The 15,492-nt window shown below is 68.6% G+C and carries 12 protein-coding genes; 6 read left to right on the forward strand and 6 right to left on the reverse strand.

What is annotated here, in order from left to right:
- Positions 1-81: 81 nt before the first annotated feature.
- Positions 82-1,068, reverse strand: a complete 987-nt coding sequence (locus tag U5O44_RS05870; RefSeq protein WP_322587526.1) for an extracellular catalytic domain type 1 short-chain-length polyhydroxyalkanoate depolymerase — start codon at positions 1,066-1,068, stop codon at positions 82-84.
- A 3-nt stretch (positions 1,069-1,071) separates the two neighbouring features.
- A complete protein-coding gene (locus tag U5O44_RS05875) occupies positions 1,072-1,701 on the reverse strand; it encodes a hypothetical protein (RefSeq protein ID WP_322587527.1) in 630 nt (209 codons plus the stop codon).
- A gap of 160 nt (positions 1,702-1,861) precedes the next feature.
- Between U5O44_RS05875 and U5O44_RS05880 the strand changes: the two genes are divergently transcribed.
- The 6 genes from U5O44_RS05880 to U5O44_RS05905 are packed head-to-tail and all read left to right on the forward strand — an operon-like array spanning position 1,862 to position 9,297.
- Positions 1,862-2,551 carry a TetR/AcrR family transcriptional regulator gene (locus tag U5O44_RS05880; protein ID WP_416222156.1) on the forward strand — a complete coding sequence of 230 codons (690 nt, stop codon included), beginning with the start codon at positions 1,862-1,864 and terminating at the stop codon, positions 2,549-2,551.
- Entirely contained in the window at positions 2,548-3,681 is a 1,134-nt protein-coding gene (locus tag U5O44_RS05885; RefSeq protein ID WP_322587529.1) for an efflux RND transporter periplasmic adaptor subunit, read from the forward strand. The genes U5O44_RS05880 and U5O44_RS05885 overlap by 4 nt, the downstream gene beginning before the upstream one ends.
- A 15-nt stretch (positions 3,682-3,696) precedes the next feature.
- The gene (locus U5O44_RS05890; RefSeq protein WP_322587530.1) at positions 3,697-6,879 is read left to right on the forward strand and encodes an efflux RND transporter permease subunit; all 3,183 of its coding nucleotides are present in this window, start codon (positions 3,697-3,699) and stop codon (positions 6,877-6,879) included.
- Between the two features lie 40 nt (positions 6,880-6,919).
- Complete coding sequence (locus U5O44_RS05895) at positions 6,920-7,573, forward strand: protein-L-isoaspartate O-methyltransferase family protein (protein ID WP_322587531.1); 654 nt, start codon at positions 6,920-6,922, stop codon at positions 7,571-7,573.
- A gap of 16 nt (positions 7,574-7,589) precedes the next feature.
- The gene (locus U5O44_RS05900; protein ID WP_322587532.1) at positions 7,590-7,931 is read left to right on the forward strand and encodes a rhodanese-like domain-containing protein; all 342 of its coding nucleotides are present in this window, start codon (positions 7,590-7,592) and stop codon (positions 7,929-7,931) included.
- Between the two features lie 28 nt (positions 7,932-7,959).
- Entirely contained in the window at positions 7,960-9,297 is a 1,338-nt protein-coding gene (locus U5O44_RS05905; protein WP_322587533.1) for a TolC family outer membrane protein, read from the forward strand.
- Here the strand turns inward: U5O44_RS05905 and U5O44_RS05910 are convergent.
- The 4 genes from U5O44_RS05910 to U5O44_RS05925 form a co-directional block, all read right to left on the reverse strand.
- Positions 9,272-10,585, reverse strand: coding sequence for a 3-deoxy-D-manno-octulosonic acid transferase (locus U5O44_RS05910; RefSeq protein WP_322588475.1), 1,314 nt, complete (start codon positions 10,583-10,585; stop codon positions 9,272-9,274). The genes U5O44_RS05905 and U5O44_RS05910 overlap by 26 nt on opposite strands.
- A gap of 2 nt (positions 10,586-10,587) precedes the next feature.
- Positions 10,588-11,586 carry a lipopolysaccharide heptosyltransferase I gene (gene waaC, locus U5O44_RS05915; RefSeq protein ID WP_322587534.1) on the reverse strand — a complete coding sequence of 333 codons (999 nt, stop codon included), beginning with the start codon at positions 11,584-11,586 and terminating at the stop codon, positions 10,588-10,590.
- Positions 11,587-11,608: 22 nt separating this feature from the next.
- A complete protein-coding gene (locus tag U5O44_RS05920; RefSeq protein ID WP_322587535.1) occupies positions 11,609-13,003 on the reverse strand; it encodes a phosphomannomutase/phosphoglucomutase in 1,395 nt (464 codons plus the stop codon).
- Between the two features lie 489 nt (positions 13,004-13,492).
- Positions 13,493-15,037, reverse strand: a complete 1,545-nt coding sequence (locus U5O44_RS05925; RefSeq protein WP_322587536.1) for a Fic family protein — start codon at positions 15,035-15,037, stop codon at positions 13,493-13,495.
- Positions 15,038-15,492: the final 455 nt, after the last annotated feature.

Genomic DNA, 15,492 nt, shown 5'->3' on the forward strand with positions numbered 1-15,492 from the left:
CGGCGGCACTGAAGTGGTCAACATGCCCATGCAACGTGCGGATCACCGCTTGCGCTGACGGCAAGCGCCGGCCGGCACCCTTCAGCGCACGAACTGCCGTCGGACAAAGGCCCAGATCAGCGCCGAAGCATCCGGCCCGGATGGTTCGCTGAACGGGAGCGACCTGGCCCCGCCACTCCAGGCATGGCCCAGACCCGACACCAGACACTGGCTCACCACCACCCGCCGCCCGACCAGATGGTCCGTGACCTGCATGGGCCGCCGCTGGCCGCGCTGGACACGGCGCTCCGCCGTGGCACGGGCCCCCAGCGCCTGCGCCCACAGATTCGCTGCGGCGACGCCATTGTTCGGCGACACCACACCGTCCAGACTGCCGTGGATCACCAGCAAGGGCGGCCAACTGGCCGCGGCCGAACCCGGCGCCTGCGGCTCGGCCCCCCCGAACATCGCGCGCAAGGCGGACAGCGAGGAATCCGCCACTCCGGGCGCCAGGCCCGAATGCATGGCTACGGCCACGAAACGGTCGGGCGACCGGGCGGCCAGCAATGCCGCCATGCTGGCGCCCGCCGACAGGCCGGCGACCGCCACCCGCGCGCCATCAAGCGGGTGCCGCAGCAGCACCTGGTCCAGCGCCAGCAGCAAGGTGGCGGCTTCGGCGTCGGCCAGATGGCTGCGGGTGCCGTACCAGTTCCAGCAGCCCTGCGGATTGGCCAGCCGGTCCTGTTCCGGGTAGAGCACCGCGAACCCCTGCCGGGCGGCCAGGCGGTTCATGCCGGTCAGCGTCGCGAATCCGTCGGCGTCCTGCTGGCAGCCGTGCAGCATCACCAGCAAGGGCACCCGTGCGCTGGCATGCACGCCGGGCGGAAGGTACAGCCGGAAACGCCGTGCACCTGCCGGGCCGAACACCATCCCGCTCGTCCAGTCGCCCGTCCTGGGTGGCCGGTGGCTCTGCGCGGCAACCTGACGGGCCGCCTGCTTGACTGCGCGGTGGACCATCTTGCCCGCCACGGCGCCCATGCGCCGCGCAGAGGCCAGCAGGGGCGACAGCCGGACACGGGTGCGGGCCATGCCTCAGGCACCCTGGGCGCGGATCGGCTCCAGCGTCACCGTGACACCGCCCTCCGTCACCTTGAGGGCACCCGGCCGCAGCCCCATCCGGGCCGCCTGGTCGATGGCGCTCTGCTCGACCTTGTGGACCACCGCACCTTCGAGCAGTTCTTCGGCCAGCAATCCGCCCCAGCGGTTGAGATTGGAGGCCAGCAGGCTCGGCAGGCCGTCGATGGCGAGGTTTTCCCGGCGGACACGGGCCAGGCGGACCGTCGAATCGCCTGCGTCGAAGCGCAAGCCACTGCTGAACATCAGCGAGCCCTTGAAGCTGCGCGAGGTGAGCATGCGCTCCTGCACACCGAGATCGAAGCCCAGCATCAGCCGGTCTTCCGTCGGCAGCAGCCGCAGTTTCGGCGAAGCCAGTCGCACGTCGAAGATCTCCAGCACCCGGCGATTGGCCGGAAAGCGCTCGCTGAGCGCGGCCAGGATCTGGCGTTCGCTCAGCGTGAACTCCCGCGGCCCGGGTGTGGCGCAAGCCGACAGCAGCGCCACGGCCCCCGCCAGACTGCCGGCCCTGCGCAGCCAGTCACGCCGGTTCGGCCAGTGCGGCGCGGTCGCTCGGACCGCCTCGGTGGACACGGTGGATGCAGACAAGTCGAACTCCATTGCAGGACTCCAGGAACAGGACAGGCAGAACAGACAGGCCACGCCACGTCATTCCGCGGACTATACCGATTGACCGAGTGCGCAAAACCCGTCTACATTAACATTACTGACCGGTTAGTCACTTAAAACCATCCCCCTGATCTTGACCTTGACACCGAGCCCCGAGTCCCCCGCGCCCGTTTCGCACCAGCGCCGCAAGGCCGAACGCCCGCAGGAACTGCTGGATGCGGCGCTGAGCCTGTTCGTGGAGAAAGGCTTTGCGGCCACCCGCATCGACGAAGTCGCCACCCGGGCGGGTGTGTCCAAAGGGACGCTCTACCTCTACTACGCCAGCAAGGAAGAGCTGCTCAAGGCGGTCATCGCGCAACGCCTGTCCAGCCAGATCGCCGAAGGCGCACGCCAGGTGGCGCAGCACCAGGGCTCCTGCGCCGAATTGCTGCTGGACGTGCTGGCCACTTGGTGGGAAAACGTCTTCGACAGCGATGCCTCGGGGGTGTTCAAGCTCATCATCACCGAGGTCCGCAACTTCCCCGAGATCGCCGAGTTCTATTTCCGCGAAGTGGTGGAGCCGGGCCAGAACCTCATCGGCGGCGTCGTGCAGCGGGGCATCGAGCGGGGCGAGTTCCGGCCCGTGCAGGTCGACATGGTCGTGCATTCGCTGGTGCTGCCGATGGTGATGCTGTGCATCCACAAGCACTCGCTGGGCGCGTGTGGTGGCATGCAGGCCATGCCGGCGCCACGCCTGTTCATCCGCCAGCACATCGCGCTGCTGCTGAGCGGACTGTGCACCTCCGTCCCGACATCCCCTTTGCCGCTCCACACCCCGGCCACGCCATGAACCGTCCTGTCAAGATTGCCGTCACCGTGCTGGCGGTCGCCGCCGTGGTCCTGGGTGCGCGGCTGTTGCAGAGCCGCAAAGCCGATGCCGCCGCCAGCCCGACGGCCGCCGCCTCGGCCCCGGCGCCTGCCGCGCTGGATCTGCGCGACAGCGATCTGGTGCTGGCCGCCAGCGCCGACCTGGCCCGCACGGTCACCCTGTCCGGCAGTGTCAAGGCGGTGAGCACCGCGCTCGTCAAGGCGAAGGTGGCCGGCGAGCTGCGCAACCTGGGGCCGCGCGAGGGCGACACGGTGCGTGCAGGCCAGGCCGTGGGTGACATCGACGCCACCGAGTTCGCGCTGCGGGTGACGCAGGCCGCGCAGCAGGCCGAGGCCGCGCGCGCGCAACTGGACATCGCCCGGCGCCAGCTCGACAACAACCGCGCGCTCGTCGAACAGAGCTTCATTTCCGCCACGGCGCTGGACACGTCGGTCGCCAACCACGCCGCCGCCCAGGCCAGCCTGCAGGCCGCGCTGGCCGCCGCCGACCTGGCGCGCAAGGCACAGGCCGACACCGTGCTCAAGTCGCCGATCAACGGCACCGTCTCGCAGCGCCTGGCCCAGCCGGGCGAGCGGGTCGCCGTGGATGCGCGCGTGCTGGAGGTGGTCGATCTGAGCCAGCTGGAGCTGGAGGCCGCGCTGCCCGCGGCCGATGCGGGTCTGCTGCGCCCCGGTGCCACGGCCGAGCTGCAGGTCGAGGGGCTGTCCGACCCGGTCAGTGCCCAGGTCGCGCGCCTGAATCCGGCGACGCAGGCCGGCACCCGCGCCGTGCTGGTCTACCTGAGTCTGCAGCCGGCGCAAGGCCTGCGCGTGGGCCTGTTCGCCCGCGGCACGGTGGCGCTGGAGCAGCGCCGCGTGCTGAGCCTGCCGCTGTCGGCGGTGCGGCTGGACGACGCCCTGCCCTACGTGGTCGTGCTCGACGGGTCAGCACTGCGCCGCCGCACGGTGAAGACCGGCGGACGCGGGCTGGTCGAGCGGACCGAGTCGGTCGAGATCACCGACGGTCTGCGCGAAGGCGATCGTGTGCTGCGCGGCAGTCTGGGCACCGTGCGCGACGGCACCCCCGCCCGGCTGGTCGCCGCGGCACGCTGAGCGGAGCGCGCCGCCATGTGGTTCACCCGCGTCTCCATCACCAACCCGGTGATGGCCACCATGGCCATGCTCGCGCTGGTCGTGCTCGGCCTGTTCTCGTTCCAGCGGCTCAAGGTCGACCAGTTCCCGAGCGTCGAATTCCCGACCGTGGTGGTCAGCCTGGAATACCCCGGCGCCTCGGCCGAGATCGTCGAGACCGAGGTCACGCGCAAGGTCGAGGAAACCCTCAACGCCATCGCCGGCGTCAACCAGCTCTATTCGCGCAGCTATTCGGGCACATCGGTCGTCATCGTCCAGTTCAACCTCGACCTCGACAGCCGCAAGGCCGCCGACGACGTGCGCGAGAAGCTGGCCGTGCTCAAGCCGCTGCTGCGCGAGGAAGTGAAGGAGCCCAAGGTCCAGCGCTTCGACCCGTCGAGCCGGCCAATCTGGACGCTGGCGGTCAAGGCGAGCGATCCGGCCCAAGTCAACGCGGTGCAGTTGTCCACCTGGGCCGACCAGACCCTGCGCAAGCGGCTGGAGAACGCGCGCGGCGTCGGCTCGGTGGCGCTGGTCGGGGCGGTGAAGCGCGAGATCAACCTCTACCTGGACCCGCAGAAGCTCGAAGCGCTGGGAGTCGGCGCCGACCAGGTGATGGCCGCGGTGAAGACCGAAAACCAGGACCTGCCCGCCGGCACGCTGCGCGCGGCCGACAGCGAGCGCGTGGTGCAGATCCGCGGCCGGGTGCAGCGCCCGGAGGACTTTGCGCAGATCGTCGTCGCGCGCCGCGGCGCCACGCTGATCCGGCTCGGCCAGGTCGCCCGGGTGGTCGATGGCCCCGAGGAGATCGACTCCCTCGCCCTCTACAACGGCCAGCGCACCGTCGCCCTCGAAATCCAGAAGGCGCAGGGCGAGAACACCATCGAGGTGGTGGACGGCCTGAACAAGGCGCTCGCGGCGGTGCAGGCCAGCGGCGAGGTACCCCCCGGTGTCGAACTCAGCGTCGTGCGCGACAGTTCGCGGCCGATCCGCGCCTCGGTCAACAACGTGCGCCAGACCCTGATCGAAGGGGCCGCGCTCACCATCCTGATCGTCTTCCTGTTCCTGAACTCGTGGCGCTCGACGGTCATCACCGGCCTGACGCTGCCGATCGCGCTGATCGGCACCTTCCTGTTCATGCAGCTCTTCGGCTTCTCGATCAACATGATCACGCTGATGGCGCTGAGCCTGTGCGTCGGCCTGCTGATCGACGACGCCATCGTCGTGCGCGAGAACATCGTGCGCCACGTCCAGATGGGCAAGTCGGCGCATGACGCCGCGCTCGACGGCACGGCGGAGATCGGGCTGGCTGTGCTCGCCACCACGCTGTCGATCGTCGCCGTGTTCCTGCCGATCGGCTTCATGGGCGGGATCATCGGCAAGTTCTTCCACGAGTTCGGCATCACCATCGTGGCGGCGGTGCTGATCTCGATGTTCGTCAGCTTCACGCTCGACCCGATGCTCAGCTCGGTCTGGCACGACCCGGCCATCCACGACGAAGGCAAGCCCTTCCAGCCGCGCACCCTCTACGACCACACACTCGGCCGTGTCACGCACGCCGTGGACCGGTTCTCGCACGGGCTGGGCGAGTGGTACCAGTCGGCACTCGGCTGGTCGCTGCGGCACCCGCTGGCGACACTCGGCCTGGCGCTGGCCACGTTCATCGGCAGCCTCGCGCTGGTGAAGTCGCTGGGCACCGAGTTCGTGCCGAAGGCCGACTACTCGGAAACCTTCGTCAGCTTCAACACGCCAGTCGGCTCGTCGCTGGAGGTGACCGAAGGCAAGGTGCGCGAGGTCGAGGCGATCATCCGCGAGCGGCCCGAGGTGCGCTACACGCTGACGACCATCAACACCGGCCAGGCGCAGGGCAAGATCTACGCGCAGATCTACATCCGCCTCGTCGATCGCAAGGACCGCACCCTCAACCAGGACCAGCTCACCGGCCCCTTGCGCGAACGGCTGGCGCGCATCCCCGGCATCACGGTGACCCACGTCGGCCTGCTCGACGCCGTGGGAGGCAACAAGCCGCTGCAGGTGTCGATCCAGGGCAGCGATCTGGCCGATCTGCAGCGCCGCAGTGCCCTGATCGCCGACAAGCTGCGCAACATCCCCGGCCTGGTCGACCTCGACACCAGCGCCAAGCCGAACCAGCCGACGGTGGCGATCGACGTGCGGCGCGACGTGGCGGCGGACCTGGGCTTGAGCGTGGGCAGCATCACGAACGGCCTGCGCGCGCTGGTGGCCGGGCAGACCATCGGCAACTGGCGGGCGAGCGATGACCTGAACATCGATGTCAAGGTACGGCTGGCACCGGACGCCCGCGACGACCTCGGTGACCTGCAGCGCCTGACGTTCACGGCCGGCCAGAACGCCGATGGCAGCCCTCGCCTCGTCCGCCTCGGCCAGGTCGCCGACGTGCGCGCCGACAGCACCGCCAACCAGATCAACCGCCGCGACCTGACCCGCGAGGTCGAGATCACCGCCAATGTCTACGGCCGCTCGCTCGGCGAGGTCTCGGCCGACGTGCGCAAGGTGCTCGAAGCCGAGACGCTGCCGCCCGGCATGCGCTGGCGCTTCGGCGGCTCGACCAAGGACATGGCCGAGAGCTTCGGCTACGCGGTGTCGGCGCTGGCGATGGGCGTGATCTTCATCTACATGATCCTGGCGTCGCAGTTCCGCAGCTTCCTGCAGCCGATCGCGCTGATGAGTTCGCTGCCGCTGACGCTGGTGGGCGTGGTGCTGACGCTGCTGGCCTTCGGCTCGACGATGAACCTGTTCTCGATCATCGGCGTGGTGATGCTGATGGGGCTGGTGACCAAGAACGCGATCCTGCTGCTGGACTTCGCCATCCGCGCCCGCAGCGGCGAAGCGACCGGAACCCCGATGGACCGGCACGCCGCGCTGCTGCTGGCCGCCAAGGTGCGGCTGCGGCCGATCCTGATGACCACGCTGGCGATGATCTTCGGCATGGTGCCGCTCGCGTTCGCGCTGTCGGAAGGCTCGGAGCAGCGCGCGCCGATGGGCCAGGCGGTCATCGGCGGCGTGATCACCTCGTCGGTGCTGACGCTGGTGGTGGTGCCGGTGATGTACGGCTACATGGACGATCTGGCGGCGTGGCTGCGGCGCCGATTTGCGCCGCCGTCGGCAGTTCGTCAGATCGACGACACAGCCAGCTCCTAAAATGGCAGGTTTCGTTGCGCATGATCCCGAGGAAATCAAGATGAATGTCGAACAAGCCCGCTTCAACATGATCGAGCAGCAGATCCGCCCTTGGGACGTGCTCGATCAGTCGGTGCTGTCCCTGCTGGCCATCGTCAAGCGCGAGGATTTCGTGCCCGCCGCCCACCGCAGCATCGCGTTCACGGACCTGGAGATTCCGCTGCCCGGCGGCCAGGTGATGCTGGCGCCACGCCTGGAGGCCCGCCTGCTGCAGGAGCTGGAACTGCACCGCCACGAGAAGGTGCTGGAGATCGGCACCGGCTCGGGTTTCATGGCGGCGCTGATGGCCCACAAGGCCCAGCAGATCGTGGGCTACGAGAAGCGCCCGGAACTGGTCGCGATGGCACGCGAGAACCTGCGCCAGGCCGCGGTGATGAATGTCGAGGTGCGCCAGGGTGACGGCGCCAAGGGCGATGCCGCCCGCGGCCCGTGGGACGCGATCGTGCTGTCCGGCTCGGTGGCCGAGATTCCGCAAGGCCTGCTGCAGCAGCTCAAGGTCGGTGGCCGTCTGGTCGCGGTGATCGGGGACGAGCCGATGATGCGCGCCCTGCGCGTGCGCCGTCTGAGCGAGCGGGACTTCGCCACCGAAGTGCTGTTCGACACCGTGGCGCCGCGTCTCGAAGGCTTCTCCCAGCCGTCCTCCTTCAAGTTCTGACCACGGACCCACGGACATGCAGCCACTTCGAGTCGAGGCAGTCGCCGCGCTGGTCCAGGCCTGCCAGGCGCAGGGCCAGCGCCCGGTGCTGCTGGACGTGCGCGAACCCTGGGAGATCGCCACGGCGCGGATAGTGCTGGACGGCGCGGCATCGGTCACGGTCCCGATGCAGCAAATTCCCTCCCGATTGGCCGAAATCGATCGGAATCAACCCATCCTTGCGCTCTGCCACCACGGCATGCGCAGCCAGCAGGTGGCGCTGTTCCTGGACCGGCAGGGATACCCCATGGTGTATAACATCACAGGGGGTATCGATGCCTGGTCCCGCCAGATTGATCCATCGGTGCCCGTGTACTGAGTTCCCGTTCCAGTTCGAGGAAGCGTCCATGTCCGTGTTGAAAACTCCCCTGCCCTTCGGCCGTCTGGCCCTTGCCGCTGCTGTCATGGCGGGCCTGTGTGCGCCCGTCTCGGCCCAGAGCCTCAAGGAGGTCTACGAGGCGGCCAAGGCCTATGACGCGACCTACCTGGCGTCCCGTGCCGCGGCCGAGTCCAGCCGCTACAAGGCGGCGCAGGCCGATGCGCTGACACGTCCGACCGTCAACCTGCAGGCCGGCGCCACGCAGGCCGGCACCGATACCCCCCTGTTCGGCACCCGCTCCACCAGCACCGGCTCGCTGGGTCTGGTGGCCGTGCAGCCGCTGTACAACCGCCCCAACGGCTTCACCATCGACAAGGCACGCAAGGCGCTGGACATCGCACAGGCCGACCTCGCCAGCGCCGAGCAGGATCTGGTGGTCCGTGTCGCGCAGGCCTACTTCGATGTGCTGGCCGCACAGGACACCCTGTCCACCGCCCGGGCGTCCAAGACCGCCATCAGCGAGCAGCTGGCCTCGGCCAAGCGCAACTTCGAGGTCGGCACCGCCACCATCACCGACACCCGCGAAGCCCAGGCCCGCTTCGATCTGGCCACGGCCCAGGAAATTGCGGCCGACAACGACGTGCGCACCCGGCGCCTGGCGCTGGACCAGATCGTCGGGCGGCAGGGCCTGCAACCCAACGGCCTGTCGATGCCGGTGAACCTGCCAGTGCAGGCCGACGCGGTCGACGCCTGGGTGGAGCGCTCCGAGGGCAACCCGTCGGTGCGCAAGGCCCGTCTGGCCTATGACATCGCCAAGCTCGAGACGCAGCGCACCGACGCCGTGCGCTCGCCGACCGTCGATCTGCAGGGCCAGATCGGTGGCGCCTACAGCCGCGGCTCCGGCGCCAGCTCTTCCGGGGGCGCCGGCACCTCGCTCAACCACTCGGTCGGCGTGACCCTGAAGGTGCCGCTCTACACCGGCCAAGCGATCGAGAACCAGATCCGCGAGGCGGTCTCGCTCGAAGAAAAATCCCGCAACGAACTGGAAGCGGCGCGGCGCGCCGTGGCGCAGGCCACCCGGCAGGTCTACTTTGGCGTGCAGTCCGGCGCCGCACAGGTCAAGGCACTCGAAGCCGCGGAAGCCTCCAGCAAGCTCGCGCTGGATGCCACCAAGCTCGGCTACCGGGTTGGCGTGCGGGTCAATCTGGATGTGCTGAACTCGCAGACCCAGCTCTTCTCGACCCAGCGCGATCTGGCCAAGGCGCGCTATGACGTGCTGGTCAACAGCCTCAAGCTGCGCCAGGCCGCCGGTGTGCTGACGGCGGACGACCTCGACGCTGTCAACGGGCTGCTGTCGGCGAAATGAGCCGGCGCATGGCTTCGGCCATGCGCAGCGCAGCGCCCTGGTCCTGTCCGGCATAGGCCCGGGCGGCAGTGCCGGCCTGTGCCCGCGCGCCACTGCGCTCTGCCAGCGCGCACGCGGCGGCCACCGCCACGTCCAGGTCTGCACAGCGCCACGCAGCACCCGCCGCGATGGCCCCTTCGGCCGCCTGGACAAAGTTGAAGGTGTGCGGCCCCATGAACACAGGACACGCACAGGCCGCTGCCTCGATCAGGTTCTGCCCGCCCAATGGCGCAAAGCTTCCGCCCAACAGCGCCGCATGGGCGCAGGCGTAGTAGGAGGGCATCTCCCCCAGCGAATCGCCCAGCCAGACCTGCGCCTGCCGTGCCAGCGCACCTGGTCCGCCGCCGCCCCAGGTGCTGCGCCGCACCAGTGTCAGGCCAGCGTCGCTCACCAGCCGGGCCACTTCGTCGAAACGCTGCGGGTGACGCGGCACCAGCAGCAGCAGGGGCTCCGGCTGACCCTTGTCGGCCGCTGCACGCCGGTCCAGCAGCCTGCGCCAGGCCGCCAGCAGCGGTGCGTCTTCGCCCTCGCGCCAGCTGGCCGCCAGCACCACTGGCCGGGCCAGACCTGCGCTCCAGCTTTCACCCGCGGCCAGCAGCTCCGGTGAAGGCCGCTGGTCGAACTTGAGGTTTCCGGCGACCCGCACGTGGCGCACGCCCGCCAGCCGAAGGCGCAGCGCATCGGCCTCCGTCTGGGCCAGCGCCTGGGCCAGCGACGCGGCAGCCGGCCGCAGCAGCGCATCGAAACGCAGCGACTGGCGCAGGCTCTTCTCGGACAGCCGCGCGTTCGCCAGCACCACCGGCACCGCGGCGCGCTGTGCCTCGTGCAGCAGGCGGGGCCAGACCTCGGTTTCCATCAGGATGCCCAGCGCCGGCCGGTGGCGCTGCAGAAACCGGCGCGTCGCGCCCGGCGTGTCCAGCGGCAGCCAGCACTGGTGGTCCGCAGGCCCCAGCAGCGTGGCACCGGCCGCCCGCCCGGTGGCGGTGCCATGCGTGAGCAGCAGAGGCACTTGCGGATACAGCTGCCGCAGCGCCTGGATCAGCGGCTCGGCGGCACGGGTTTCCCCCAGCGACACCGCATGCAGCCAGACCGCCCCAGGCGGGGTGGCCGGCCCGAAACCCAGACGCTCGGGCATCGCCTGGCCATAGAGCGGCTCCTGCCGGGCCCGCCACCACAGACGCATCAGCAGCGGCGGCACCAGCAGCCGCATCAGCACCCCGTAGGCCAGCAAGGCCAGCCGCTGCGGCATGTTCAAGGCGACACCCCACGGGCCATCGCCACACGCTGCCAGGCGGTATCGACCACCTGCAGCGTCGGCACGCGGTCCCCTCCGACGCAGACCTGGTGCGCGTGTCCGTGTTCGGGCAGCGGGCCCGTGCGCCAGGCGGTCGGGAAGTTGTAGAGCTGCACATGCGGCAGATCGAGCGCCACTGCCAGGTGGGACAGACCGCTGTCGACGCCGACAACCCCCTGCGTGCCGCCCATCCAGTCGACCAGCGCATCCAGCCCCATGCGCGGCCAGAGATCGCAGGAGGCAGCGCCGACGCCCGCGGCGATCCGCCCCGCCCGCCGCGCCTCTTCCTCGCTGGCCTGCGGCAGGGCGATGCGCCAGCCGCGCTGCACCAGCGACTGGCCGAAGGCGATCCAGTGCGCCTCGGGCCAGAGCTTGTCGTCGCGGGAGGTGCCGTGCACGAAGACCAGCGTGCGGGACTGCGCCGACGGGGCCACACGGGCCCGCAGACCGAACCGCGGTGGCCCGCTCACCGCGTAGCCCAGCGCCTCGGCCGCCATCTGGCGCGAGCGGTCGACGACGTGGATGTGCGGCGCCAGCGTGATGGCACGGTCAGCCAGCCAGCGGGTGGGCGCTTCCCAGCCCGAGCCATCGGTCCGGTTGCCCAGGGCGTAGCGCAAGCCGCCCGGTGCCATCCGTGCCCGCCGTGCCACCAGCGCGGATTTGGTCAAGCCCTGCAGGTCCAGCACCGCGTCATAGCGGTGCTGCTGCAAGCGGGCGCGGAAGGCCCGCGTCTCGCGCCGCACGTCCGCCGTCCACCAGCGCTTGCGCCAGCGCCGCTGCGCACAGTCGATCACCTCGCCGACGCCCTCGACCCGGCGCACCAGCGGCGCGAAGCCGGGCTCGACCACCCAGTCGATGCACGCATCGGGCAGCGCGGCGCGCAGGTCCGCCACCACCGGCATCGCATGGATCACATCGCCCAGGGACGACAGCTTGACGATCAGGACACGCCGCACGGTCAACAGGAGCCGTCCGCCCTCAGTGTGCAGAGGCCTGCACTTCGGCTTCCGGCATCACCTTGCGCAGCGCGGCCATGAAGTCGTGCTCGATGCGGGCCAGCGCCTCGGCGGTGTGGCCCTCGAAGCGCAGCACCAGCACCGGCGTCGTGTTCGACGCCCGGATCAAGCCGAAGCCATCCGGGTAGTCACCGCGCAGCCCGTCGATGGTGCCAATCTCGGCACCCGGGAAATCGGCCTGGGCGATGAGCTGGTCGACGATGGCGTGCTGGTTGCCCGCCGGCACAGCCACGTTCAGCTCCGGTGTGCTGTAGCTGGTCGGCAGCGCCTTGAGTACCGCGCTCGGATCGTCGAAACGCGACAGGATCTCCAGCAGACGGCCGGCGGTGTACATCGCGTCGTCGAAGCCATACCAGCGCTCGCCGAAGAAGATATGCCCGCTCATCTCGCCAGCCAGCGGCGCACCGGTCTCGCGCAGCTTGGCCTTCATCAGCGAGTGGCCCGTCTTCCACATCATCGGCACGCCGCCCGCCGCACGGATGCCCACCGGCAGGCGCTGCGAGCACTTGACGTCATAGATGATCAGGCAATCGGGGTTGCGCGTCAGGATGTCCTGCGCGAACAGCAGCATCTGGCGGTCCGGGAAGATGATCTCGCCGTCCTTGGTCACGAGGCCGAGGCGGTCGCCGTCGCCGTCAAAGGCAAGACCAAGCTCGAAGTCGGTGGCATGCACGACCTTGATGAGGTCGGACAGGTTTTCCAGCTTGGAGGGGTCCGGATGGTGGTTCGGGAAGTCGCCGTCGACGCGGCTGTACAGCTCGACCACCTCGCAGCCCAGCGCCTTGAGGATGCCGGGCGAGGACGCACCGGGGATGCCGTTGCCGGAGTCGACCACGATCTTCATCGGGCGCGCGAGCTTGCAGTCGCCGGTGATGCGGGTGGTGTACTCGGGCAGGATGTCGTGGGCGGTGATGGTGCCCGGCGTGGCGGCGGTGGTGTAGGTCTCGGCTTCCATGCGGGCACGCAGGCCCTGGATCGTGTCGCCATAGATGGCCACGCCGGCCAGCACCATCTTGAAGCCGTTGTAGTCCTTGGGGTTGTGGCTGCCGGTGACCTGGATGCCGCTGCGGCAGCCGAGGTCGCCGCGCGTGGCCGCCACGTAATAGAGCATCGGCGTGGTCACGGCGCCCAGGTCGATCACGTCGATCCCGGTGGAGGCCAGCCCGCGCATCAGGGCGGCGCTGAGGTCGGGGCCGGAGACACGGCCGTCACGGCCGACCGCCACGGCGCGCTCGCCCAAGGCCAGGGCCTCGGTGCCAAATGCACGGCCCAGATGTTCGGCGAACACGACGTCGAGGGCTTGGCCGACGATGCCACGGATGTCATAGGCCTTGAAGGCGGAAGCGATCACTTGCATAAAGGGGAATCCTGGTTCGATAGAAGAAGCCTGCGCATTGTAGGCAGTGGCCCGTGTCGTTCCACCACCGGCATGGTGGTAAATCCCCGGTGCAGTTCATCAACGCAAAAGTTATCCCGAAAAACAAAAAGCCCGCTCATGGCCATGAACGGGCGATTTTTCATCATCTGACGACAAGTGGCGGAGTGGACGTCCGGGCCGCTAAGGGGTCAGAACGTCTCACCAAAGATCAAATGTTAGCCCAGATTTTGCGGGCAGCACAAGCGATCACTTCTTAACGTCCCACGAAAACTCATCAAATCCCTGTCGCATCCGGGGGTCGTCACGGGGGTCGTCAACTTGGGCGGAGAGCTCTGTAGGGCGGAGCATGCCTCCGTTGAACTGCCGACCCCCGGCCGACCCCCGACTTGTGGGACTGTACCGTGCAAGCAGGGCCCGGTCGATTTGACTGTGCTGCCCCCCAGCCTGTCCAGCGCCGGGGCCACGGGGTCATTCGATGATCGGCACCGGCTCCCGATCCTCGAACGCGGACTGCACGGCCTCGACTGCGCGCAATGCCAGCGCCTTGTCGGCGAGCATTTGGTACTCGTTCGCGAGCTTGCCGGAGACTCGCCAACCGCTTTCCTTGATTGAGCGGATCATGCGGACCGCGTCCTGATGCGGCATCTCGAGCACCTCCTTGAGACGCCGCTCCGCCCGATCAAAGCGCATCAGGACGCGCGCCTCGTCCGCCATCTCGTGACGGATCGTGTGCGCGACGAGTTGGGCGGTGTAGATCGCGTGCTCGGTGAGGTCCGGGTAACGCCAAGCAAGGCTGGCATCCTCGTAGGCGTCAAACGCGAGGTTCGACCGTACGCCGTCCTCGTAGGTGATCATGTCTCCAAAGCGGTAGGCCGTGTCGTATCGCCGCATAAAGGGCCGCGAGAAGGCCTCCAGCACGCGGTCGTACCCGTGGCCGAACTCGCGCACGCCGGTGATGGTCGCCGACACGGGAAGGATTACGCCAGCCGGAATGGCCTTGTCGCGCTGCAAGGTGTCGTTGATCAGGAAGCGGTGGATGCGTCCGTTGCCGTCGCTCATTGGGTGGATGTAGACGAAGCCGAACGCGATGGCGGCCGCCCGCGCCAGCGACTCGCGCCCGCGCGTCGCCTCCTCGAAAACCTTCAGCCCATCCATCATGTCGTTGAGCACCGAGCAGTGCGGACCGATGTAGTGGACGATGTCCTCGCGAATGGTGGCCTGGCCGACGAAGACCGGCGAGCGGCGCACGCCAAGCCGAAGCGCGCTCTCGCCAAGGATTCCCTTCTGCAGCACGGTCAGGCCGTCGCTGCCGAGCGGCTCTTCGAGCTTGCCGCAGTGCTCCGCCATGACGTGGGCGAACCGCTTGACGCGATCGGTCTGGTCCGCCTCACGCTCGATCAGGAAGCTTGCGCGCGATTCCTTGAGCGTGAGCCAAGCTGCGGCGCGCATCAGCACGTCCTCGCCGAACTGGCGATCCAGTTCCGTGATTGCAGCGGAAGGATCGAACTGCATCGCCTGGGCGAGGGCCTGCGAGCGTCGAACGAGGGGGCAGAAGGCCGGTGTACCCGGCAGGTTGTTGTTGACCCGCCAGCGCCGTTCGCGAACGGCCTGCGTACGCGTCAGGTAGGCGCCGCCCGAGACAGCATCGACATAGGTCCCGCCGGTCAGATCTGGAACGTCCAGGCGGCGTCCCGTGAGCCACTCGTAGAAGAAGCCGGCCCGGCGTGCGTAGCGCCCGAACGGCTCCGCACGACACCACGCTTCAAGCGGCTCGGGCCCGCAGGCGGCAAACAGCCTCGCGAAGAACTCGAGGTGGATCTCCTCGTACTTCAGGCCGAACTCGAAGTGCCCGGCAAAGGTATCGGCCGGCCTGTAGACGGCCGGATACTGGTTCTCGATACGCTGCGGCGACTCCCGCGCTGCACGGGCGGTCGCAATGGTGGACTCCACGCGCAGCGGTTGAACCAGCACGATGCCGAACCGGGACTCCAGGGTCTTGAAGCCGATCTGCATGTTACAGAAAACCCTTCCTACCTCCGCAGAAACGTGAACAGATCCGTCCTGCGCCAGGAAAATCGTTGACGCGCAATGGTTACATAAAATCATCTACAGGGGAAGAAAAATGGTGACGGTCGGAGAAATTGCCTAAAAATCGCTTCACCCACCTGGCCAAGACGCCGCGGGCAGCATCGACGTGTAAAGCGTCGCGAGGATGGCCAGCGCACCGCGCGGCCTGTCGGGGCGACAGAGCGCCGGCCATGGTCCCACACCGCCTGCGCGACGTCCGCGACGACCACCACCTTGCGACCATGCACGGCCCCCGGACGCGCCACGCCGCCACGGATCGGCGCGACACAGGACTCCGGCGACATCCTCCGCGACACCTTTCCTCGGCTTCGTACGGGCGCACATCCCGTCCGTACCTGGCAGCGAAGGGCCGCTCTTTGACCTCGAGATGATCGATGTGC

This window comes from Sphaerotilus sp. (assembly GCF_034519685.1).
Classification (GTDB): domain Bacteria; phylum Pseudomonadota; class Gammaproteobacteria; order Burkholderiales; family Burkholderiaceae_C; genus Sphaerotilus.

Bases quoted from the DNA above. Each gene is read 5' to 3' on its own strand.
- U5O44_RS05870 (WP_322587526.1), bottom strand. From the start codon at position 1,068: ATGGCCCGCACCCGTGTCCGGCTGTCGCCCCTGCTGGCCTCTGCGCGG.
- U5O44_RS05885 (WP_322587529.1), top strand. From the start codon at position 2,548: ATGAACCGTCCTGTCAAGATTGCCGTCACCGTGCTGGCGGTCGCCGCC.
- U5O44_RS05890 (WP_322587530.1), top strand. From the start codon at position 3,697: ATGTGGTTCACCCGCGTCTCCATCACCAACCCGGTGATGGCCACCATG.
- U5O44_RS05895 (WP_322587531.1), top strand. From the start codon at position 6,920: ATGAATGTCGAACAAGCCCGCTTCAACATGATCGAGCAGCAGATCCGC.
- U5O44_RS05900 (WP_322587532.1), top strand. From the start codon at position 7,590: ATGCAGCCACTTCGAGTCGAGGCAGTCGCCGCGCTGGTCCAGGCCTGC.
- U5O44_RS05905 (WP_322587533.1), top strand. From the start codon at position 7,960: ATGTCCGTGTTGAAAACTCCCCTGCCCTTCGGCCGTCTGGCCCTTGCC.
- U5O44_RS05910 (WP_322588475.1), bottom strand. From the start codon at position 10,585: ATGCCGCAGCGGCTGGCCTTGCTGGCCTACGGGGTGCTGATGCGGCTG.
- U5O44_RS05920 (WP_322587535.1), bottom strand. From the start codon at position 13,003: ATGCAAGTGATCGCTTCCGCCTTCAAGGCCTATGACATCCGTGGCATC.
- U5O44_RS05925 (WP_322587536.1), bottom strand. From the start codon at position 15,037: ATGCAGATCGGCTTCAAGACCCTGGAGTCCCGGTTCGGCATCGTGCTG.